Here is a 19,649-nt window from a genome sequence, read left to right as displayed (position 1 = left end):
CACTCCTGTATCAAAGGGTTCGGCGGTTAGCACCGAACCTGACTATCACTGTCGGTTTCCACGCGATATATCGGCGGTCGCCTGAATTTTTGTCAGACGCCGCTCTTTTTCTTGTCAGCCGTTGCTCGGGTCGGGCAGTACCGTGCCGGTGCCCAATTTGTTGAGTACAAACAGGTAGACCAGGCCCAGGGCAATCCAGATCAGGCCGAGTTTCTGTGCATCGACGCCCATGTTGTACATGATGGCCGCGACGATGATGAAGCCGATCACCGGGCAGATCAGGTGACGGATCACCTGTCCGGATTTCTGCCGACGCCAGTAGTAGTTGATGACCGTCAGGTGCAGCAACATGAAACCGCTCAGTGCGCCGAAGTTCACCAGCGAGGTGAGGGTGTCCACCGAGTTGATGAACAGGTAGCAGATCACCAGCGACAGCACGGCCACCAGATAGATGCTCACGTACGGCGTGTTGTGGTTGGGGTGAACCTTGGCCAGTACTTTGGGCAGCTTGCCGTCTCGGGCCATGCCGAACAGCAGACGAGACACCGCCGCTTGAGAGGTGATTGCCACCGCAACGCCCCAGGCCAGGGCCGTAGCCACGGCGGTCAGGGTGGCGAGCCAGCTGCCGGCCGCGATTTCAGCGATTTCATAAAACGCCGTGTCAGCTGATTTGAAACCCATGCCGGCCGCCAGATCCGTCGCAATCCAGGTCTGCACGACGAAGATCACGCCCATGACCACCAGCGTTATCAGCGCGGCCTTACCGACACTGCGGCCCGGGTCACCCTTGACCTCTTCGGCGAGGGTGGAAATCGCATCGAACCCGAGGAACGACAGCACCGCAATCGACACTGCTTGCATCAGCAGGGCGAAGTTGAACGTCTCGGGGTTGTACAACGGCGCCAGTGTCAGCTGACCGTTACCGCCGCCGCTGTGCAGCGCGTTCCAGGCGTAGAACAGGAAGATTCCCAGCACCACCAGCTGCGCCAGCAGAAAGATGATGTTCATTCGCGCGGTGAAAGTGATGCCCCGCAGATTGACGAAGGTCGCGCTGACCAGGAAGGCCAGGATGAAACCGACTTTCGGAATGTCCGGGTACAAATGATTCAGCGCCATGGCCGCGTACACATACAGCAGCGGCGGAATCAGCAAGTAATCGAGGAGCATCAGCCAACCGGCGATAAACCCTATGTGCTGGTTCAGGCCGCGCTGGGCGTAGGAGTAAACCGAGCCAGCAATCGGAAAGGCCCGAGCCATGCTGCCGTAACTCAGGGCAGTGAAGAGCATCGCCACCATGCCGATGATGTAGGCCAGCGGTACCAGCCCCGGTGCCTCGGCGTTGACGTAGCCATAAACACCAAACGGTGCGATGGGGATCATGAAGATCATCCCGTACACCACCAGGTCGGTCAGCGACAGGCTGCGTTTCAATTCTTGCTTGTATCCGAGTTCTTCTAATTCCATGAAGCCATTCTCCTGGGATGAATGCAGCTGCAAGCTGCGAGTTTGAAGCGATTCCTTTACAACAGCGGCGCCAGGTATTCGGTCCAGCGACTGACGTCTTCAGGCGTGCGCAGCAGGTCGTTGCGCACCTCGATCAACACCGACTCCAGGCCTCGTGCATCGCCGTGGACCGGCACGGTCATGTCACCCAGCGGGTTGATTTTGTACGGCTCATTACCGGCAACCTTGAGTGGATGCTGGCTCAAACCATCGATCAATCGCTGGGCATACGCCTTGGCCTCTCTGTACAGCACGCCAACTTCCAGCACGCGAGGCTGGCCGTGATAGGCCGGCGTGAAACTGTGAATGCCCACCACCCGTACTGGCCGGCCTTGAGCGATACGTTGGTCAATCAAGGTGTGCAGTCGAGCATGAAATGGCTCGAACAAGGATTGCCGACGGTACTCGCGGGTGGCTTCGTCCAGATCCCGATTGCCCGGTACCTGATAAATCTCGCTCTGCGCCGGAATGCTGTCCGGGGCGTGGCGCGGTCGGTTGAGGTCGACCAACAGTCGCGAATAGTTGGCCGCCAACAGCGTTGCGCCCAGTGCCTGGGACAAACCCTCGGCCAGCGCCAGGGCACCGATGTCCCAGGCGATGTGCTCGCGGGCCGCCTCGTGACTCAGGCCCAGGTCATTTAACCCGGCCGGAATAAAACGACTGGCGTGCTCGCACACCAGAATCAACGGGTGCCCGGAGTCTTCCCGGCTCAGGGTGTACGCGGGCTCGGTGTAAAGACCGAGCTCAGCAGATTCAGTACAGGCGCGCATAGTGCTCACAGCGTTCGGCGGGCGACAGCCGTTCCGTCAGCGTCAGTTCCTCGGTTTTAAGGGCGAAGTAGGTGTCCAGCAACGCGCTCGGCAGGGCTTCGATCAGTGCCTCGCTGTTGCGCAGGCAATCCAGGGCCTGGGCAAGGGAAGCGGGCAGGGCGACGATGCCGCGCGCCTGGCGTTGTTCTTCGTTCAGGGAGTCGGGGACTTCATCGGTGATGGCGTTCAAGGCCAGGCGTTGCTCGATGCCCAACCGACCGGCAATCAGCAGCGCGGCCATGGCCAGGTGTGGCGAGGACGTGGCGTCCATGGCGCGAAATTCCAGGTTGAATTGCGTCGCCACCGATTTTCCGCCCAGGCTCGTCGTCGGGCAGATTCGCAGCGCCGCTTCGCGGTTGCGTTGCCCGAGGCAAGCGTAGGACGCGCTCCAGTGATGGGGCTGCAAACGCGCGTAGGACACCGGCGTCGGCGCAGTAAATGCACACAGCGCTGGCAGGTAATGCAGGATGCCAGCGGCCCAGTGCTGGCCGAGGGTCGACAAGCCATTGGTGGTGCCAGCGTCGTACATCACCGGTTGGCCGGCCAGGTCCAGCAGGCTGACGTGCAGGTGCACGCCGTTGCACACCGCCTGCTCCGAGGTCTTGGGCGCGAAGCTCAAATCCAGGCCCATTTGCCGGGCGACCTCGCGGGTGATTTCACGAACGTTCACCGCGCGGTCGGCAGCGGCCACCCCAAGGGTCGGGCGACAGGTGATTTCGTATTGATGCTTGCCATACTCGGGCAGGAACATTTCCGGTTCGACGCCACCGGCGCGCAAGGCGCTGAGCAACCAACCGCCAAACTCCGCACCCTGACGCTGGGCTTGCAGAGAAAACGCCAGGTGTTCAACTTCGCCGGCGTTCACGTTGAATTCATGCTCGAACGCAGCATTGACCTGCAAACCCAACTCGGCGCGATAACGCTCTACCTCGTTGCGCAACAGCGTACGCGGGCAAGCACCCCACGGGCGGCCATCGGTTTCGCGAATGTCGCTGTGAATAAAATCCAGCGCCGGGGCGTCGGGATCGGGGCCGTTATTGACCGTCACTCGGCTGACCAGATCGGGCATCAGCCGCAAGTCCCCATAAGCGCCCCACGGGTTGGTGGAGGCGATAATGTCTTGCGGGGTCAGGGCACTGTTGGCCGGCACCCAGCCGCAACCCGCCCTTTGATAGTGCTCGAGTTCGTCCGTGGGAAAGGAGCGACCGCGTGTCACGCCAATCAGGTCGGTGGTGACGAGGGTAGTCATGGGCAGTGGCAACAGGCGCTCGCTCATGGCTGCATCTCCTGCAACCGGCCGAGCACGGTCTGGGTGTCGGTGATCCAGCAGTAACCCTTGATTGCATTCAGGCAGGCCTGATGACGCTCGGCTGTGTAAGTCGCGCAGGCATCGTCCACCAGCGTCACGAGGTAACCGCGGTCGGCGGCATCACGCACGGCCATGTCCACGCACTGGTCGGTGACGATGCCGGCGATGATCAGGTGCCGCGTCCCGAGGTTGCGCAGCACGTAGTCGATGTTGGTGGAGTTGAAGACCCCGGACGAGGTCTTGGGCAGCACGATTTCGTTTTCTACCGGGGTCAGGTCGTCGATGATCCGCGCTTGCGGGCTGCCCTTGGGCAAGTGCATGTCCGAGAGTTTGTGGTCCAGCGAGCGGTCGCGGCCATCAGCGGTGAGGCTTTCGATGAGGGTGTGCAGCACGTTTTGCCTGGCGCTGCGAAAGGCGCTGAGCAGCCGGCGTTGATTGGGCACCACCTGCATGTGGGTGCGGGTCAGGAAGTACTCGGCGTCCGGCCCGTTGAGGTGCGGGTCGAACTGCGGCTCAAGCCAGGCGCATTGCATGTCCACCAGCAACAGCGCGGTGTGATCAGTGACGAACGGCAAATCCCGAGGCGAGTGGTGGGGGAGCGTGAACATCCTTATTTTTCCTCCAGCAGGTGAGTGTCGAAGTCGGTCCGCAGGGCGTCGATGCCTTCCAGGCGATCGGCCAGATCAGGACTGCGCAGGGTCAGGCAGGCAATCAGCGCCTCGACCTGAGCCAGCGCCGGGACCATGGAGTCGAAGGCCGACACCGATTCCACCGGCGCACTGATAATCAGGTCGGCCATTTCCCGCAGCGGTGAAGCATAGATGTCAGTGAACAACACCATGCGTGCATATCGACTTTTCGCCGCATTGGCCACGCGCAGGGCCTGTGATTGGTAGCGGCGATAGTCGAACACCAGCACTACGTCCTGACGCTGCACGTCGAACAATCGGTCTGGCAGTTGCGCGTTGTCTTCCAAGGCGAAACAGCCCGGACGCAGCAGGCGCAGGTGGTTGAGCAAATAATTGGCGAGGAAACTGCTGAAGCGCCCACCGAAGCAATGCACCTGATGGCGGGTGTCGAGCAGCCACTCCACCAGAATCCGTATATCTTCGGGTTGGGTCAGGGCATGGGTGTCCACCAGCGCTCGATGGCTGTCCGCCAGATAATGGCTCCAGGCGTCGCCTTTCTGAAGATGAGAACGAGGCTGCAACAGGGCGCTGGGGGAACGGAGGCGGTGGTCCATGTCGCTGAGCAGGGCATCCTGGAAATCGGCGTAACCGCTAAAGCCCAGTTTTTTCACCAGCCGCACGATGGTGGGATCGCTGACACCAGCATGTTCGGCCAACCGTGACATCGGGCCCAGTCCGTTGCGCGGGTACTGGTCCAGCAAGGCACGGATGACTTTGCGTTCCGACGGCGTAAGTTCCAGGCCGGGATCGGTGATCAGGTCTCTGAGAGAAGGCATCCGGGCTCCTGCTGGATGGATGTGTCGGTTTTGTTTCACAAATTGCTAAAACAGTATTTATGTAGCGGACTCAACATGTCTAGTGAATTTTTCCATGGTTTTTTAAAGCCCCAAATTGGGGCGAAAAACACGTGGGCCTTGAGCTACATGGATGTCGACTGAGCTTGTAGGCCATTGCCCATAGTGGTGTCGGATATCGCCGATTTTTCAGGTGAGATGAGTTTTCGAACGTGTATGACTGGATCAAACGAAACGCCCTGGATCGCGCTTCTTGCGGCACAATTGCGCAATTGTCGCGGCGTGATTCCGCATTCCATCCCATCGACAGAGTGATCCTTGGTGCAGGCAACCCGTTTAACCCTGATGTGCCACGCTCGAACCGTCGCACAGAAATTGGCGCGTTTTCCTACGAATGAGCCGCTGGAAATGGATTGGCAATCGGCAAGGGGATCTCGTTGTGCTCAGTTCAAAGGGACGCCACGACTGGTGTGTGGACCTGAACTGAGAACCCGGCAAACCGCCGAGCTGTTCGGCAGCGACGTGGAGATTGTCTGCGCACTGAGGGATTGCGATTTCGGGAACTGGAAAGGCGCGCGGATCGACGATCTGCAAAAATCCGCAGCCGAAACCCTGCAGGTCTGGCTCGATGACCCGAATTCGGCACCCCACGGTGGCGAGTCGGTGGCGCAACTCGCTGAGCGGGTGGCCGCCTGGCTGAAAACTCTGGAGGCCATACAGGGGCACATCGTTGCTGTCACCCATCCGTTTGTCATTCGCGCCGCCCTGACGCACGTGCTGCAAGGCGCTTCGTTCAACCTGATCGACGTCGAACCGCTGTCGACCATCGAGTTGCGGTTCAACGGCCGCTGGCGCCTACGCTTGCTGGGCACTGACCCTGAGGGAACACGTTGATGAAAAAACTTCTGGTCATCGGCATCGGTGCCGGCAACCCCGATTACATCACGATGCAAGCCGTGAAAGCGCTGAACCTCGTCGATGTGTTTTTCCTCATGGACAAGGGCCAGAGCAAAGACAAACTGATCGACCTGCGCCGCGAGATCTGCGAGCGCTACATCACCGATGGCGACTACCGCTTTGTCGAAGCCCACAGCCCGGAGCGCGAGCGTGGTGATGTGGACTACAAGGCCAGCGTGGAAGACTTGAATCTGGCCAAGCAGCAGACCTTCGAACGGCTGATCAACGAGGAAATGAATGACGACCAGTGCGCCGGTTTTCTAGTGTGGGGCGATCCGGCGCTGTACGACAGCACTGTCCGGATCTTGCAGGCGATTCTGGTCTCGGGCCGGTGCGTCTTCGAGTTCGAAGTGATCCCCGGCATCACCAGTGTCCAGGCGCTGGCGGCGCAGCATAAGGTGCCACTGAACCGCATTGGCCGCTCGATTGAAATCACCACCGGCCGGCGGCTGGCGGCGGGGCAGGTGAGCGATGCCGACAGCCTGGTGGTGATGCTGGATGCGGAGGATTCCTACCATCAAGTGGTGGATCAGGAGACAGAGATTTACTGGGGGGCCTACCTCGGGACGCCGGATGAAATCCTGATCAGCGGCAAGCTCAAGGAGGTGGCGGATGAGATCGAACGGGTGCGCAAGGCGGCGCGGTTGGCCAATGGGTGGATTATGGATACCTATTTGTTGCGTAAGCCTTGAGATAAGCAGTGTCCGGGCTGACGCCTTCGCGGGCAAGCCTCGCTCCTACAAGAACACCGCCGTACCCGTAGGAGCGAGCGGTGCGGCGATCCGACTTGCCCGCGAAGGGGCCCTCAAACACACCTCAAATTATTGCTTTAACCTCACGTCCAAACCGCTCCCGATACACCGATGGCGGCACCCCGACCACGCTACGAAACGCCACCCGAAAACTCTCCACCGAGCGATACCCACAGCGTTGGGCAATCTGGTCGGTGTTCTGATTCGTGCACTCAAGCAACTCGCGGGCCCGGCCCAGACGCTCATGCTGCAACCAGGCTTTAGGCGGCATGCCAGTGGCTTCAGTGAATCGGCGCAGAAACGTCCGTTCACTCATGGCTGCCTCACTTGCCAGCTCGCGAACCTCCAGCGGTTCATGTAAACGCTCCCGCGCCCACTGCATGACGCGGGACAAATCGCTACGAGGCGTAGGACTGACCGGCGTCGGAATAAACTGCGCCTGGCCCCCGGTGCGTTGCGGCGACATCACCAGCCGCCGCGCCACCGAGTTGGCCACCTGCGTACCGAAGTCCCGCGCCACCAAGTGCAGGCAGGCATCGATACCAGCAGCGCTGCCGGCCGAAGTGATCAACTGACCTGAATCGACATAAAGAACGTCCGGGTCCACCAGAATGTTCGGAAAACGCTCGGCCAACTCAGCGGTGTAACGCCAGTGCGTCGTGGCGCCGCGACCGTCCAGCAACCCGGTGGCCGCCAGCACGAACACCCCCGAACAGATCGACAGCAGCCGCGCGCCCCGTGCATGGGCCTGGCGCAGGGCCGCGATCAATGCCTCAGGCACCGGGGCGCTGCGATCACGCCAGCCGGGAATGATGATGGTCCGGGCGTCCTCGAGCAGTTCCATGCCGCCATCGGCCAGCACCTGAATACCGCCCATGGCGCGCATCGGGCCCCGATCGACAGCGGCGATCCGATGCTCGTACCAAGGGAAGTCGAACTCCGGACGTGCCAGGCCGAAGATCTCCACGGCGATGCCGAACTCGAACGTACAGAGGCCGTCGTAGGCCAGAATCGCGACCAATCCAGGGGTGGGCTGCATTTGGCGGAAAGTTCCCGGTGAGTGTCTTGTTCGCCACTGTAGTCGCAAGCGTCGGGCGGATAAAGTCTTCTCACACCCACCGAGACTTTGGAGTACTGCCCATGACCAGCCTGGTCCGCGAGATTCCCGCCGCCCCATCGGCCATCGCCCTGATGCATTTCAGCAACCGTCTGACCTTCGAAACCGATTGTTCCGACGTCAATGGCAGCCAACAGGCCGGCGAGGTGGATTTTGTCCTGGTGGATGTGCGCGGCCCGCTCGCATTCGAGCGTGGGCATGTGCCGGGAGCGATCAATATTCCGGGGCGACTGCTGACCGCTGAAGGTCTGGCGGCTTACCCGAAAACCAGCTTGTTCGTGGTTTATTGCGCCGGACCCCACTGCAACGGCGCCAATAAGGCGGCGGTGAAACTGGCGGCGCAGGGTTACCCGGTCAAGGAAATGATCGGCGGAGTGACCGGGTGGCTGGATGAAGGGTTTGAGTTGAGTACTGCGGTTCAACGGTCAGTGAATGCTGTGATCGGATGCGAGTGTTGATCAGGTTGTAACCTGCGCCTCCCACCACCCATCCAGCGTCGCCTGCAACCACTCGAACACGGTTGCGTAGGCGGCGCTTTCCTGTTGACCTCGGGGCAGCGGTGACTCGTCGGAAAAATGCGCATTGAGCGTCGCCACTGATTCAGCATTCCACTCTGGATGAAACTGCAAACCCACCCGCGTCGGCCCGACGCAATACATCTGCTGCTCGCACTGATCACTGCTGGCCAGCAACTGCGCGTGGGGCGGCAAGTCGATCGCGTCTTCGTGCCATTCCAGCACCTGCAACGTCTGGCCATTGATAAAGGTCACAGACGTCCATCCGGTTTCGGTGCGGTCCATCCGCCGCACATTACCGTCCAGACTCAGCGCCAGCAGCTGCGCCCCCAGACAAATCGCGAACACCGCCGCGCCTTGATCCAGGCTGCCCGCTAACCACTGGCGTTCAGCTTCCAGCCAGGCCGGCCCGGCGTTGGACTCATAAGGCCCGCCCAACAGGATCACGGGTGCTGCACTGACTGGCGGCAACTGGCCGAGGTCAGCGCGAAAGACGTTCAGCGTCAGTCCTCGGCACTTGGCCCAGTCGGCAATGGAGCCAGGACCTTCGGCGGGGTGGTGCTGGATCAGATTCAATGTTGGCATCAGGGCTCTCTTGTAGTTTTTGCGTGTGGTTTTTGTCTGAAAAAAGGGCTTGTCCTACAGTCTTTGCACCGGCTTGGCGCACGCTTCGAGGAACTCGAATCCGTCGGCCACTTTTCTATAAGAATTTGTCGCTTAAACACAATTTGCCCTCCTGAAGCCGCTCTAGACTGCCGGCCACTTCGGTGCTCTCCAACCGGACGCAGCCTACCGAAAGCTGCCAATAAAAGCCTTCGCATACAGGAGTTATAAATGAAGAAGCTAGTGATGTTCGGTGCCTTGGCACTGTCGATGTTGTCCCTGACGGCTGTGGCCGAAGACGCCAAGCCGATCCGCCTCGGTATCGAAGCCGGTTACCCGCCATTCTCGATGAAAACCCCTGACGGCAAACTCACTGGTTTCGACGTGGACATCGGCGACGCGCTGTGCGAGCAGATGAAAGTGAAGTGCACCTGGGTCGAGCAAGAGTTCGACGGCCTGATCCCGGCTCTGAAGGTCAAGAAAATTGACGCGATTCTGTCGTCCATGACCATCACTGACGATCGCAAAAAGAACGTCGATTTCACCATCAAGTACTACCACACCCCGGCGCGTTTCGTGATGAAGGCAGGCACCGACATCAAGGACCCACTGACCGAACTCAAAGGCAAGAAAGTCGGTGTGCTGCGCGCCAGTACTCACGATCGCTTCGCCACTGAAGTGCTGGTGCCGGCCGGTATCAATCTGGTTCGCTACGGCTCCCAGCAGGAAGCCAACCTGGACATGGTCGCCGGTCGTCTCGACGCGATACTGGCCGACTCGGTCAACCTGGATGACGGTTTCCTGAAAACCGACGCGGGCAAGGGCTTTGCTTTTGTAGGCCCGACCTACGAAGACGCCAAGTACTTCGGCGGCGGTGCCGGTATCGCTGTGCGCAAGGGTGATAAAGAGCTGGCGGACAAATTCAACACCGCCATCACTGAAATCCGCGCCAACGGCAAGTACAAGCAAGTGCAAGATAAGTATTTTGACTTTGACGTTTACGGCCAGTAATCACGCGGATCAAACAAGTGGCAACCGTTGACGCGGGTGCCACTTTTTTTATGTCTTCATGATTTATTCTGCGCAGATCACGAATACAGGAGCACGCCATGCAACGCATCGACCATTCACTGCCCTGGAGTCACCTGGGCACCGAGCGCACCCTCAGCGTGTTTCGGTATGGCGCGGGCACTCGCAAGGTCTATATTCAGGCCAGCCTGCACGCTGATGAACTGCCGGGCATGCGCACGGCGTGGGAGCTGAAGAAGCGCCTGACCGAACTCGACACCCAAGGCCAGTTGCAGGGCGTGATTGAACTGGTCCCGGTGGCCAATCCCATTGGCCTCGATCAGCACCTGCAAGGCAGCCACATGGGCCGCTTCGAGCTGGGCAGTGGCAAGAATTTCAACCGCTCCTTCGTTGAACTCAGCACACCGGTTGCCGAGTTGATCGGCGATCAGTTGGGCAGCGATGCGGCTGCCAACATCGCGCTGATTCGCCAGACCATGGGCCAAGTACTCGATGGCTTGCCGGCACCAGTCTCGCAGCTTGAAGCCATGCACCGCTTGCTGCTGCGCCACGCCTGCGATGCCGACATCACCCTCGATCTGCATTGTGATTTCGACGCGGCGATTCATCTTTATGCCTTGCCGCAACACTGGCCGCAGTGGCAATCCCTGGCGGCGCGTTTGAAGGCTGGGGTTGCATTGCTCTGCGAAGACTCCGGCGGCAGCTCATTCGATGAGTCGTGTTCATCGCCGTGGTTACGCCTGGCAAGGGCTTTCCCTGAGGCCGCGATCCCGCCGGCCAACCTGGCGACGACGCTGGAGTTAGGCAGCCTGGGTGATACGCGGGTCGATCAGGCTCAAGCCAATTGCGAGGCGATTCTCGGGTTCCTCGCCGAGCAGGGTTTCATCAAAGGCACTTGGCCTGCGGCACCAAGCGAATGCTGTGAAGGCATGCCGTTCGAAGGCACCCAATACCTGTTCGCGCCGCATCACGGGGTTGTCAGTTTCCTGCGCGATTCGGGTGAGTGGGTGGAGAAGGGCGATGCCCTGTTTGAAGTGGTTGACCCACTGAGCGACCGGGTCACCACCGTCTGCGCCGGGACCGGTGGCGTATTGTTTGCAATTGATCGCGGGCGCTACACCCAGCCGGGCACCTGGCAGGCGAAGGTGGCGGGGCGTGAGCCGATTCGTGTCGGAAAGCTAATCAACGACTGAGAATTTTCGTTGTCGCCCGATCGTTCCCACCAGAGTGTGGGAACGATCGTTGGGGCGGCGTATCCGAAAAGAGATGTTAGGCTCTGCCCCGAATCCTGCACGTGTGAAGGAAGGTTTATGTTGAAGTTTTTCGTTCTGCTGACACTCCTAGCGTCCGCCGCCGTCCACGCTCAAACCCCGCTGCAAACCGATCTGCCGCTCAAGTACCTGGAGCAGGCCGACCCCGAATCGCGCAATCAGCCTTTGGTGATTTTTCTCCACGGTTACGGCAGTAACGAGGAGGATCTGTTCGGCATCAAGGATGAGTTACCCGCGCAATACAACTTCCTGTCCGTGCGGGCACCTATGACGATGGAAGAGGGCAGCTACCAGTGGTTTCGCCAGAAAGGCCAGGGCGCCTACAACGGTGAGACGGATGATCTGAAGTCCAGCGGCCAGGTGTTGCTGGATTTCGTCGCACAAGCGGCGAAGAAATATCATACCGAACCGAACAAGGTTTTCCTGGTGGGTTTCAGCCAGGGCGCGATCATGTCCTACGAGGTGGCGCTGCGTCATCCCAAGGCGGTGGGCGGGATCGCAGCGTTGAGCGGGCGAATTTTGCCGGTGCTCCAGTCCGAACTGAAACCGGATGAAAACCGCCAGAAGCTGGCGATTTTTATTGGACATGGCACGGCGGACAAACGTCTTCCCTACAATGACGGCACGGACGCCGACAGCCTGTTGCAGAGCCTGTCACTCAAGCCTGAATTTCATGCCTACCCTGGCGTCGGTCACAGCATCAGTGCTGCCGAAATGCAGAATTTGAGCGCCTGGTTGCAGCGGCTCAATCCCTGATTCTTACTTGCCGGTGACGATCTGTTTGACCAGCGTCTCGTGGCCAGCATTGTCGCTGAGGCGGGAAATAACCTGAACGATCGCCATGCGCGTGTTGGACGCAGCCATCACTGTGGTGTCGAGGGTTTTGCCGCCGCCCTGGGTGGCGGTACTGTCGATCTGGCGCAGGCCCAGGCCGGTGCCTTTCTGGGTCAGGCTTTTTTCGCTGAGCTTGGTGAAGTCCGGCAGCGCCTTGGCTTGTTCAGTGGCGAAGTCGGACGCCGCCGAATCGAGGAACTGACCGTCGTTGTCTTTGACGTTGAGGCCGCCGGGGATGGTGTTTTCAGCCGCGATCACGACGGTTTTGGTGGCCTGATTGGTGTACATGGTGCCCGTTGCCCCGGCGGTACCGGTGGCCGCGTCGCCGGCGGGCAACGGGTTGGTAACGAAGCCTTTGGGCAGGGTGAACTTGAACTTGCCGCCGAGCATCGAGACTTTCTGTGCTGGCGCGGTATCGTTGGCAGTGGCCTTGGCGGCCTGCGCATTCAGCACTCCCAGACTGGCAACCGCCGTCAGCAACAGGACAACGGCTTTTTTACTCAACAATGACATTCAGAAACTCCAGGGGATGGTCGCGCTTTGAGGTCGATCATCCCATGGAATTCACTTTGTAGCAGCCCTCACATGAGGCTGATGGTGGGCGAAACCCGTTCGATTGACGTACACGCTTTTTGCTTTACTCATTCGAAATTATCGAACGTGTTGTCGGCACTTTAGAGGTTGATCGCGAGGTGGCGATGGCCGCACCGGCGATAATCAGCAGTGCAGGGACGATTAGAATCGGGCTGGCATGGCTGCGCCCGACGGTGATCAGCAACAACGTGGAAATCAGCGGCGCGAGGTAGGAAAGCGCCCCCAGCGTCGCCAGACTGCCGTGTTTGGTGGCGTGGTCCCAGGCAAAAAACGCCAGTCCGACCGGCCCCAGACCGAGGACGACAATTGCGGTCCATTGGTTGAAGTCGGGCTGTACCGTGGTTTCGAAGGCCAGGTGACAGACCAGTCCGGCCACGGCGACCAGGCCGCAGATTCCGCCAATGATGCTGCTGGGTACTTCGCTGAACCGGCGGTTGATCACCGAATAAACCGACCAGATCAGCGCACAGCCAAACGCCGCGAGATAACCGGCGATGGGCATCGCGGTATCAGCATTCGGGGCGCGCTGCTGCATGATGAAAGCCGTGCCGGCCAGGCCCAGCAGTGCACCGAGCAATTGCCGTTTGTGCAGCTTTTCTCCGGCCGAAAACGCCGACAGCAACACCAGCAACAGCGGCCAAAGGTAATTGATCAGGCTGGCTTCGGCCGCAGGCGCAGTTTTGAGCGCGAAAAAGTACAACGCGTGATAAACGAAAATTCCGACGAACCCGGTCGCCCAAACGGCCCAGGGCTGGCGCCAGCTATTGAACCCGGCGATTCCGCGTCGGCCCAGAATCACCAGGCTCGCCGCGAACGCCGCGCCGAAACCCAGTGTCAGCAGTTCAAACGGTGGAATACCTTCGGTGAGGGTGGTCAGCAACGCCAGGGAGGACCAGAGCACTATCGCAATCACGCCGACGGCCGTAGCGCTGTGGCTGTTTCGGAGCTGAGTCATGTCTGTTCCTTCAGCGCGATGAGCGGGCGACCATCCTGACCCGATGACATCAAGCAGCTTAGCGTTTGATTGCCGTACGTCCAGCGTCCGCCGCCAGGCTCACCGGTTTTGCCAGCAAGCGCTTGGTCACCCCGAGCATACCCACTGACACCGCGACGCCAAGGGCGAACGCGGTCAGACCCATGCCAGGCAACGCCAGCGCCAACACCAGGCAAAACGCGGCGAACGAATACATCCCGGTCGCCGTCGCCCGCAGCAAAGCAGCGGTAAACGCCGGACCGCGGGTTTGCTGGGAGAACACCGCCATCACGCTGCCCAGCACCGGGAACACGGCGAGCAGGCCGCTCCAGCGTTCGCCGACGGTGCTGGCCAACAAGGTGACCGCGAGGGTGAGCAAGGCGCCGGCAATCATGCGCAACAGCAGTTTGTCGGACTTCGGCACCGGGACTGAAAGGATTGGCTGTACCGAGGGAAACAGATACGGCGCTGCCAGCAGGGCAGTTGCGGCGGCGATCACAGAGAACACCAGGGACATCGGAGTCAACGACAGCACACCGGCCGCCGTAGCCCAGACCAACAGCGATATGAGCAGCGCCCACGGCCAACTCGCGCGTTGTGCAACCTGAGCGTAGGTCACGCAAAAGGCAATCATCGCGAACATCGCAGACAGCGCTGCCGTCGCCGATTGAGCGGCGAACACCTGGCCCTGTTCGATGGCGAGAAAGAACAGTATCGGCCCGACCACCACCGGCAACCCCGACAACCACCCGGCGACACTCGGTCCCCAGCGTTTACCGGCCAGGGAAATCAACAAGAGAAATCCTGGGATGACCAGCAGTTTGAGTATCAGCACGCAAGCACCTCCGACCTGAATGAGCGGCAACGTTAGCATTGCGGAGGGTGGTTTGCTTTATGGATTGCTGAGTTTTGTATACAAAGCTACTGCCCCTTGGGTGCGCAGGGCGAAACGTCTAAGCTGCCCCCTTCCACCTGTTTCTGGATGATTTCGTGAAATTCAGTTTGCCCAAAACCGCCACGGCGCCTTTCTGTCCGCCGGAAGTGGCCGGCAGCGTTGCCGTCGATCCCCGCGCCTCGTTCTTCAAACGGATGCTGCGCTTTGCCGGTCCTGGTTTGCTGGTTTCCATCGGCTACATGGACCCGGGCAATTGGGCGACCGCCATCGAGGCCGGCTCACGGTTTGGTTACAGCCTGTTGTTCGTGGTGCTGCTGGCGAGTCTGGCGGGGATGGTGGTGCAATGTTTGTGTTCGCGCTTGGGCATTGCCACTGGGCGTGATCTGGCGCAGTTGTCCCGGGAGCGCTACAGCACGCGGACCGCACGGACCCAGTGGGTGTTGGCGGAAGTCTCGATTATCGCCACTGATCTGGCCGAAGTGCTCGGCTGCGCCCTGGCGTTCCATTTGCTGCTGGGCTGTTCGCTGACTTTCGGCATCGCGCTCACGGCGTTCGACACGTTGCTGGTGCTGGCCCTGCAAAACCGTGGCTTCCGCCGACTCGAAGCGATCATGCTGGTGCTGGTGGGCACTATCGGCGTGTGTTTCTTCGTAGAATTGCTGCTGATCAAACCTTACTGGCCGGACGTCGCCCGTGGTTTCACGCCATCACTGTCAGCCATCGGTGATGCCGCGCCGCTGTACCTGGCCATCGGTATTCTCGGGGCCACGGTGATGCCGCATAACTTGTACCTGCACACCTCCATCGTGCAGACCCGGATGATCGGCAAGGACCTGGCCAGCAAGCAGGACGCGGTGAAACTGGCGCGCATCGACACCATTGGCTCCCTGGCCTTGGCGTTGCTGGTCAACGCAGCCATCCTGATCCTCGCTGCTGCGGCGTTCCACAAGACCGGGCATTCCGACGTGGTGGACATCCAGGACGCTTATCACCTGCTTGATCCGTTGGTGGGCGGGGCGCTGGCCAGCGTGTTGTTTGGTGTTGCGTTGCTGGCGTCGGGTCAGAGTTCGACTTTCACCGGGACCATCGCCGGGCAGGTGATCATGGAGGGTTTCCTCAACCTGCGGATTCCCTGCTGGCAACGACGATTGATCACGCGCGGGCTGGCGCTGATCCCGGCGTTCATTGGTGTCTGGCTGATGGGCGACAATGCGATCGGCAAGCTGCTGGTATTGAGTCAGGTGGTGTTGAGTCTGCAATTGCCGTTTGCGTTGTATCCGCTGATTCGCATGACCAACGATCACAAGCTCATGGGACCGTTTGTAAATCGATTGTCGACGCGGGTACTGGCGTGGGGGTTGTTTGTGGTGATCAGCGCGGCGAACAGCTGGTTGATCTTGCAGTTTCTGGATTGACCTCAGCGGAGTGAAAACGCCTCGACCACAAAGTCGATGAACACCCGGGTCTTGGCCGGCATCAACGTCCGGCTCGGGTAATACAGCGAAATCGGCCCCGCGTCGGCGTGCCAATCGGGCAGCAGGCGCACCAGTTCGCCACGCTGGATATTCGCCCGCACATCCGGCAATACCAGCAGTGTTACGCCCAAGCCCAGTATCGCCGCTTCGCGCATGGCGGCCGGATCATTGAGCACAATGTTTTCGTTCAAATTGGCCGGTGCTTCATTGCCCGCGCCATCGTGCATCAGCCATTGGCGAATCCGCCCGGTGTGGGTGCCGCGCATCACAATGCCGGTGTGTCCGGACAGGTCCGCCGGACTGTCAGGCAGGCTGCGTTGCGCGAGGTAGGCCGGTGAAGCGACTGCCACGACATGCGCCGCCGCCAACGTCCGCGACACCACCCCGGGCGTCAACTCGAAACCGCCGCCAATGGCCGCGTCATACCCTTCGGCAATCAAATCCACGGGACGGTTTTCGAAGTGCCAATCCGGGCGAATCAGCGGGTAGCGTGCCAGGAATCCCGGCAGCAGCGGCAAGACATGACCGATGCCAAAGGTCGGCGCGAGGCTGACTTTGAGCACTCCCGCTGGCTCGCCTCGGTCACTGCTCACCGCGCTGATCGCTGTCTGTAACGCTTGCAGATTGCCGCCGATGCTCGTCAGAAAGCTTTCCCCGGCTTCGGTCAGGGACAACTTGCGGGTCGAGCGCTGGAACAGCCGCACGCCGATGTTGCGTTCGAGCATCGCCACGTTGCGGCTGACAGCGGCAGGCGTCAGCGCGAGTACCCGTGCGGCGGCGGAAAAACTGCCGGTTTCGGCGCTGCGTACGAAGGATTCGAGGTTGGCAAGGGTTTCCATGGCAGGCACCTGCTAGTCATGCTTGAAAATCATTCAAGGCATTACCCTCTAATCAAACGCTAATGGCAAGCGCAGTATCACTCCATCGACAACCCACGAGTGAACCACCATGAGCACCATCGGAATCATCGGCGCCGGCGCAATCGGCGCAGCCTTTGCCAGAGCACTCTCGCGTCAAGGCATTGAAGTCGTTATCGCCAACAGCCGTGGCCCGCAAAGCCTGGTCTCGCTGGTGGAAGAACTCGGACCAACAGCGCGTGCCGGAACTCGCGAGGAGGCCGCCGCACAAGCCATCGTGTTGGTCGCGGTCAACTGGTCGAAGTTGCCGACCGCGCTCGCCGGTCTGGTGGATTTTGGCGGACGGATTGTCATCGACGCCAACAACTCAATCGAGGCGCCATCGTTCAAAGCGGTGGATTTGCAGGGCCGCAGCTCCAGCGAAGTGTTTGCCGAATGGGTGTCCGGTGCGAGGGTGGTGAAGGCGTTCAATCACCTTCAGGCGCGTTTTCTGGAAAGCGACCCGGCGGCGGAGGGTGGGCGGCGAGTGATGTTTCTTTCTGGTGATGATGCCGACGCGAAAGCTCAAGTGGCAGCGCTCATTGAACATCTGGGATTCTTCGGGATTGATCTGGGGGAGTTGAGCGTCGGGGCGCGGCTGGTGCAGTTTCCAGGCGGTCCGCTGCCGCTGCTGAATCTGGTGAAATTCGCCTGACGGCCAGATAAAAAAAGAACCCGGTGCGATGTGAATCGCACCGGGCATTTTGCCAGACGGCGAACGGATATTCGTGGGTCCCCGCGCCATCTGTTGAACGCTTTACGCCCGTTCGATCGCCAGTGCCACGCCCTGCCCACCACCGATGCACAGGGTGGCGAGGCCTTTCTTGGCGTCACGCTTGATCATTTCATGCAGCAAGGTCACCAGCACCCGGCAACCCGATGCACCGATCGGGTGACCCAGAGCGATGGCGCCGCCGTTGACGTTGACTTTGTTCAGGTCCCATTCCAGGTCCTTGGCCACCGCCAGAGATTGCGCAGCGAAAGCTTCGTTGGCTTCGATCAGGTCCAGTTGGTCGATGGACCAGTTGGCCTTGGCCAGGCAACGACGAGTAGCGCTGACCGGGCCGATGCCCATGATCGCCGGGTCGACGCCCGCATTGGCGTAAGCAGCGATTTTCGCCAGCACTGGCAGGCCGAGGGCCTTGGCTTTTTCGGCGCTCATCAGGATCACGGCGGCGGCGCCGTCGTTCAGGGACGAGGCGTTACCGGCGGTCACCGAACCGTCTTTTTTGAAGGCAGGTTTCAGTTTGCCCAGCGCTTCAGCGGTGGTACCTGCCCGGGGTTGTTCGTCAACCTGGAAAGCAACCGGATCGCCTTTGCGCTGAGGAATCAGGATCGGCGTGATCTCGTCGGCAAAACGCCCGGCTTCGATGGCGGCCGTGGCTTTCTGCTGCGAGGCCGCGGCGAAGGCGTCTTGCTGTTCGCGGGTCAGGTTGTACTTGTCTGCCAGGTTTTCTGCGGTGATGCCCATGTGGTAATCGTTGAACGCATCCCACAGGCCGTCGCTGATCATGGTGTCGACGATTTGCGCGTGACCCATGCGCAGACCGGTGCGCGCACCGGGCATGACGTAATTGGACAGGCTCATGTTTTCCTGGCCGCCGGCAATGATCACGTCGGCATCGCCGCAACGAATCGCCTGGGTCGCCAGATGCAGCGCTTTGAGGCCCGAACCACAGACCTTGTTCAGGGTCATGGCGGGTACCGTAAACGGCAGGCCAGCCTTGATCGCTGACTGGCGCGCCGGGTTCTGCCCAGCGCCGGCGGTCAACACCTGGCCCATGATCACTTCATCGACTTCAGCAACGTCCAGGCCGGTTTGCGCCAGCAGCTGGCGGATCACCGCAGCGCCGAGGTCAACGGCGGAAACATTCGCCAGCGCACCCTGGAAACTGCCGATGGCGGTACGGGTGGCGGCGACAATGACGACTTCTTGCATGGAATGATTCCTCACTGAGCAGCGAACTGCATTTGCGGAACGTGATCCGGCACGATCAGTTTACCAGCGGTCTTGGCGACTATCTCCTCGACGCTGACGCCCGGTGCGCGTTCCTTGAGAATGAACGCACCGTCCTTGATTTCCAGGTAGGCGAGGTCGGTCAGCACACGCTTGATGCAACCGGCGCCGGTCAGCGGCAGGCTGCAGCGTGGCAGCAGTTTCGACTCACCGTCCTTGGAGGCGTGGGTCATGGTGACGATGATGTTTTCCGCACCGGCCACCAGGTCCATCGCGCCGCCCATGCCCTTGACCAGCTTGCCAGGGATCATCCAGGAGGCGATGTTGCCTTCCACGTCGACTTCAAACGCACCGAGTACGGTGAGGTCGACATGACCGCCGCGAATCATCGCGAAGGACTCGGCCGAGGAAAAGATCGACGCGCCGATACGTGCGGTCACGGTTTGTTTGCCGGCGTTGATCATGTCGGCATCGATGGTTTCTTCAGTAGGAAAGGGGCCCATGCCGAGCAGGCCGTTTTCAGACTGCAGCATGACTTCCATGCCTTCAGGGATGTAGTTGGCGACCAGGGTCGGAATGCCGATGCCCAGGTTCACGTAAAAGCCGTCCTGCATTTCACGGGCGACGCGTTGAGCCATTTGTTCGCGGGAAAGTGCCATTGTTGTTATTCCTTCATT

The 19,649-nt window shown here is 60.3% G+C and carries 22 protein-coding genes; 9 read left to right on the top strand and 13 right to left on the bottom strand.

Annotated elements, in window-relative coordinates:
- Window positions 1-114: 114 nt before the first annotated feature.
- The 5 genes from ACYZT0_RS14515 to ACYZT0_RS14495 are packed head-to-tail and all read right to left on the bottom strand — an operon-like array spanning window position 115 to window position 5,086.
- On the bottom strand, window positions 115-1,464 hold the full coding sequence (locus ACYZT0_RS14515) for an APC family permease (protein ID WP_462046415.1): 1,350 nt from the start codon (window positions 1,462-1,464) through the stop codon (window positions 115-117).
- A gap of 56 nt (window positions 1,465-1,520) precedes the next feature.
- Window positions 1,521-2,273: an N-formylglutamate amidohydrolase gene (locus ACYZT0_RS14510; protein ID WP_462046414.1), complete on the bottom strand. Its 753-nt coding sequence runs from the start codon at window positions 2,271-2,273 to the stop codon at window positions 1,521-1,523.
- Entirely contained in the window at window positions 2,257-3,588 is a 1,332-nt protein-coding gene (locus ACYZT0_RS14505) for a type I glutamate--ammonia ligase (RefSeq protein WP_462046413.1), read from the bottom strand. Before ACYZT0_RS14505 ends, ACYZT0_RS14510 begins: the two co-directional genes overlap by 17 nt.
- Entirely contained in the window at window positions 3,585-4,229 is a 645-nt protein-coding gene (locus ACYZT0_RS14500; RefSeq protein WP_462046412.1) for a cysteine hydrolase family protein, read from the bottom strand. Before ACYZT0_RS14500 ends, ACYZT0_RS14505 begins: the two co-directional genes overlap by 4 nt.
- Window positions 4,230-4,231: 2 nt before the next feature.
- A complete protein-coding gene (locus ACYZT0_RS14495; protein WP_462046411.1) occupies window positions 4,232-5,086 on the bottom strand; it encodes a MurR/RpiR family transcriptional regulator in 855 nt (284 codons plus the stop codon).
- 230 nt (window positions 5,087-5,316) lie between these two features.
- Between ACYZT0_RS14495 and ACYZT0_RS14490 the strand changes: the two genes are divergently transcribed.
- From ACYZT0_RS14490 to cobF, 3 genes are read left to right on the top strand one after another with little or no spacing between them, the layout of a single operon-like run.
- Window positions 5,317-5,502: a hypothetical protein gene (locus ACYZT0_RS14490; RefSeq protein WP_462046666.1), complete on the top strand. Its 186-nt coding sequence runs from the start codon at window positions 5,317-5,319 to the stop codon at window positions 5,500-5,502.
- The gene (locus tag ACYZT0_RS14485) at window positions 5,426-5,998 is read left to right on the top strand and encodes a histidine phosphatase family protein (protein ID WP_462046577.1); all 573 of its coding nucleotides are present in this window, start codon (window positions 5,426-5,428) and stop codon (window positions 5,996-5,998) included. The genes ACYZT0_RS14490 and ACYZT0_RS14485 overlap by 77 nt, the downstream gene beginning before the upstream one ends.
- Complete coding sequence (cobF, locus tag ACYZT0_RS14480; RefSeq protein ID WP_462046410.1) at window positions 5,998-6,753, top strand: precorrin-6A synthase (deacetylating); 756 nt, start codon at window positions 5,998-6,000, stop codon at window positions 6,751-6,753. Before ACYZT0_RS14485 ends, cobF begins: the two co-directional genes overlap by 1 nt.
- 124 nt (window positions 6,754-6,877) lie before the next feature.
- On the opposite strand, the gene ftrA is transcribed toward cobF, so the two are convergent.
- Entirely contained in the window at window positions 6,878-7,852 is a 975-nt protein-coding gene (gene ftrA, locus ACYZT0_RS14475; RefSeq protein ID WP_462046409.1) for a transcriptional regulator FtrA, read from the bottom strand.
- A 101-nt stretch (window positions 7,853-7,953) separates the two neighbouring features.
- Between ftrA and ACYZT0_RS14470 the strand changes: the two genes are divergently transcribed.
- Window positions 7,954-8,388, top strand: a complete 435-nt coding sequence (locus tag ACYZT0_RS14470; protein ID WP_462046408.1) for a rhodanese-like domain-containing protein — start codon at window positions 7,954-7,956, stop codon at window positions 8,386-8,388.
- Here ACYZT0_RS14470 and ACYZT0_RS14465 read toward each other — a convergent pair whose 3' ends face one another.
- Window positions 8,389-9,030 (bottom strand): type 1 glutamine amidotransferase, encoded by a 642-nt coding sequence (locus ACYZT0_RS14465; RefSeq protein WP_462046407.1) that lies wholly within the window; start codon window positions 9,028-9,030, stop codon window positions 8,389-8,391.
- A gap of 249 nt (window positions 9,031-9,279) precedes the next feature.
- Here ACYZT0_RS14465 and ACYZT0_RS14460 point away from each other — a divergent pair, with 249 nt between their 5' ends.
- The 3 genes from ACYZT0_RS14460 to ACYZT0_RS14450 all read left to right on the top strand — a co-directional run bounded on the left by ACYZT0_RS14460 (window position 9,280) and on the right by ACYZT0_RS14450 (window position 12,104).
- Window positions 9,280-10,059 carry an ABC transporter substrate-binding protein gene (locus ACYZT0_RS14460; RefSeq protein WP_462046406.1) on the top strand — a complete coding sequence of 260 codons (780 nt, stop codon included), beginning with the start codon at window positions 9,280-9,282 and terminating at the stop codon, window positions 10,057-10,059.
- Window positions 10,060-10,157: 98 nt separating this feature from the next.
- On the top strand, window positions 10,158-11,270 hold the full coding sequence (locus ACYZT0_RS14455) for a succinylglutamate desuccinylase/aspartoacylase family protein (protein ID WP_462046405.1): 1,113 nt from the start codon (window positions 10,158-10,160) through the stop codon (window positions 11,268-11,270).
- Between the two features lie 117 nt (window positions 11,271-11,387).
- Window positions 11,388-12,104 carry an alpha/beta hydrolase gene (locus ACYZT0_RS14450; protein ID WP_462046404.1) on the top strand — a complete coding sequence of 239 codons (717 nt, stop codon included), beginning with the start codon at window positions 11,388-11,390 and terminating at the stop codon, window positions 12,102-12,104.
- 3 nt (window positions 12,105-12,107) lie between these two features.
- On the opposite strand, the gene ACYZT0_RS14445 is transcribed toward ACYZT0_RS14450, so the two are convergent.
- From ACYZT0_RS14445 to ACYZT0_RS14435, 3 genes are all read right to left on the bottom strand, one after another.
- Entirely contained in the window at window positions 12,108-12,695 is a 588-nt protein-coding gene (locus tag ACYZT0_RS14445; RefSeq protein WP_462046403.1) for a DcrB/PsbP domain-containing protein, read from the bottom strand.
- A gap of 124 nt (window positions 12,696-12,819) precedes the next feature.
- Window positions 12,820-13,731, bottom strand: a complete 912-nt coding sequence (yddG, locus tag ACYZT0_RS14440) for an aromatic amino acid exporter YddG (protein ID WP_462046402.1) — start codon at window positions 13,729-13,731, stop codon at window positions 12,820-12,822.
- 58 nt (window positions 13,732-13,789) lie between these two features.
- A complete protein-coding gene (locus ACYZT0_RS14435; RefSeq protein ID WP_462046401.1) occupies window positions 13,790-14,584 on the bottom strand; it encodes a hypothetical protein in 795 nt (264 codons plus the stop codon).
- A 155-nt stretch (window positions 14,585-14,739) separates the two neighbouring features.
- On the opposite strand from ACYZT0_RS14435, the gene ACYZT0_RS14430 reads away from it, so the two are divergent.
- Window positions 14,740-16,059: an Nramp family divalent metal transporter gene (locus tag ACYZT0_RS14430; RefSeq protein WP_462046400.1), complete on the top strand. Its 1,320-nt coding sequence runs from the start codon at window positions 14,740-14,742 to the stop codon at window positions 16,057-16,059.
- Window positions 16,060-16,061: 2 nt separating this feature from the next.
- Here ACYZT0_RS14430 and ACYZT0_RS14425 read toward each other — a convergent pair whose 3' ends face one another.
- Entirely contained in the window at window positions 16,062-16,958 is an 897-nt protein-coding gene (locus tag ACYZT0_RS14425; RefSeq protein WP_462046399.1) for a LysR family transcriptional regulator, read from the bottom strand.
- Between the two features lie 109 nt (window positions 16,959-17,067).
- Here ACYZT0_RS14425 and ACYZT0_RS14420 point away from each other — a divergent pair, with 109 nt between their 5' ends.
- A complete protein-coding gene (locus tag ACYZT0_RS14420) occupies window positions 17,068-17,670 on the top strand; it encodes an NADPH-dependent F420 reductase (protein WP_462046398.1) in 603 nt (200 codons plus the stop codon).
- 102 nt (window positions 17,671-17,772) lie between these two features.
- Here ACYZT0_RS14420 and ACYZT0_RS14415 read toward each other — a convergent pair whose 3' ends face one another.
- Window positions 17,773-18,954 carry an acetyl-CoA C-acetyltransferase gene (locus ACYZT0_RS14415; RefSeq protein ID WP_462046397.1) on the bottom strand — a complete coding sequence of 394 codons (1,182 nt, stop codon included), beginning with the start codon at window positions 18,952-18,954 and terminating at the stop codon, window positions 17,773-17,775.
- A gap of 11 nt (window positions 18,955-18,965) precedes the next feature.
- Complete coding sequence (locus ACYZT0_RS14410) at window positions 18,966-19,631, bottom strand: CoA transferase subunit B (RefSeq protein ID WP_462046396.1); 666 nt, start codon at window positions 19,629-19,631, stop codon at window positions 18,966-18,968.
- Window positions 19,632-19,649 lie beyond the last annotated feature (18 nt).

The sequence above is a fragment of the Pseudomonas sp. ZS1P83 genome (assembly GCF_054897825.1).
This window is presented reverse-complemented; position numbering and strand designations above follow the sequence as displayed.

What these genes read in the sequence shown, in the direction of transcription:
- ACYZT0_RS14470 (WP_462046408.1), top strand. Translation starts at nt 7,954, where the DNA reads ATGACCAGCCTGGTCCGCGAGATTCCCGCCGCCCCATCGGCCATCGCC.
- ACYZT0_RS14425 (WP_462046399.1), bottom strand. Translation starts at nt 16,958, where the DNA reads ATGGAAACCCTTGCCAACCTCGAATCCTTCGTACGCAGCGCCGAAACC.
- ACYZT0_RS14510 (WP_462046414.1), bottom strand. Translation starts at nt 2,273, where the DNA reads ATGCGCGCCTGTACTGAATCTGCTGAGCTCGGTCTTTACACCGAGCCC.
- ACYZT0_RS14515 (WP_462046415.1), bottom strand. Translation starts at nt 1,464, where the DNA reads ATGGAATTAGAAGAACTCGGATACAAGCAAGAATTGAAACGCAGCCTG.
- ACYZT0_RS14410 (WP_462046396.1), bottom strand. Translation starts at nt 19,631, where the DNA reads ATGGCACTTTCCCGCGAACAAATGGCTCAACGCGTCGCCCGTGAAATG.
- ACYZT0_RS14505 (WP_462046413.1), bottom strand. Translation starts at nt 3,588, where the DNA reads ATGAGCGAGCGCCTGTTGCCACTGCCCATGACTACCCTCGTCACCACC.
- ftrA (WP_462046409.1), bottom strand. Translation starts at nt 7,852, where the DNA reads ATGCAGCCCACCCCTGGATTGGTCGCGATTCTGGCCTACGACGGCCTC.
- yddG (WP_462046402.1), bottom strand. Translation starts at nt 13,731, where the DNA reads ATGACTCAGCTCCGAAACAGCCACAGCGCTACGGCCGTCGGCGTGATT.
- ACYZT0_RS14495 (WP_462046411.1), bottom strand. Translation starts at nt 5,086, where the DNA reads ATGCCTTCTCTCAGAGACCTGATCACCGATCCCGGCCTGGAACTTACG.
- ACYZT0_RS14445 (WP_462046403.1), bottom strand. Translation starts at nt 12,695, where the DNA reads ATGTCATTGTTGAGTAAAAAAGCCGTTGTCCTGTTGCTGACGGCGGTT.
- ACYZT0_RS14460 (WP_462046406.1), top strand. Translation starts at nt 9,280, where the DNA reads ATGAAGAAGCTAGTGATGTTCGGTGCCTTGGCACTGTCGATGTTGTCC.
- ACYZT0_RS14465 (WP_462046407.1), bottom strand. Translation starts at nt 9,030, where the DNA reads ATGCCAACATTGAATCTGATCCAGCACCACCCCGCCGAAGGTCCTGGC.
- ACYZT0_RS14420 (WP_462046398.1), top strand. Translation starts at nt 17,068, where the DNA reads ATGAGCACCATCGGAATCATCGGCGCCGGCGCAATCGGCGCAGCCTTT.
- ACYZT0_RS14455 (WP_462046405.1), top strand. Translation starts at nt 10,158, where the DNA reads ATGCAACGCATCGACCATTCACTGCCCTGGAGTCACCTGGGCACCGAG.
- ACYZT0_RS14450 (WP_462046404.1), top strand. Translation starts at nt 11,388, where the DNA reads ATGTTGAAGTTTTTCGTTCTGCTGACACTCCTAGCGTCCGCCGCCGTC.
- cobF (WP_462046410.1), top strand. Translation starts at nt 5,998, where the DNA reads ATGAAAAAACTTCTGGTCATCGGCATCGGTGCCGGCAACCCCGATTAC.
- ACYZT0_RS14415 (WP_462046397.1), bottom strand. Translation starts at nt 18,954, where the DNA reads ATGCAAGAAGTCGTCATTGTCGCCGCCACCCGTACCGCCATCGGCAGT.
- ACYZT0_RS14500 (WP_462046412.1), bottom strand. Translation starts at nt 4,229, where the DNA reads ATGTTCACGCTCCCCCACCACTCGCCTCGGGATTTGCCGTTCGTCACT.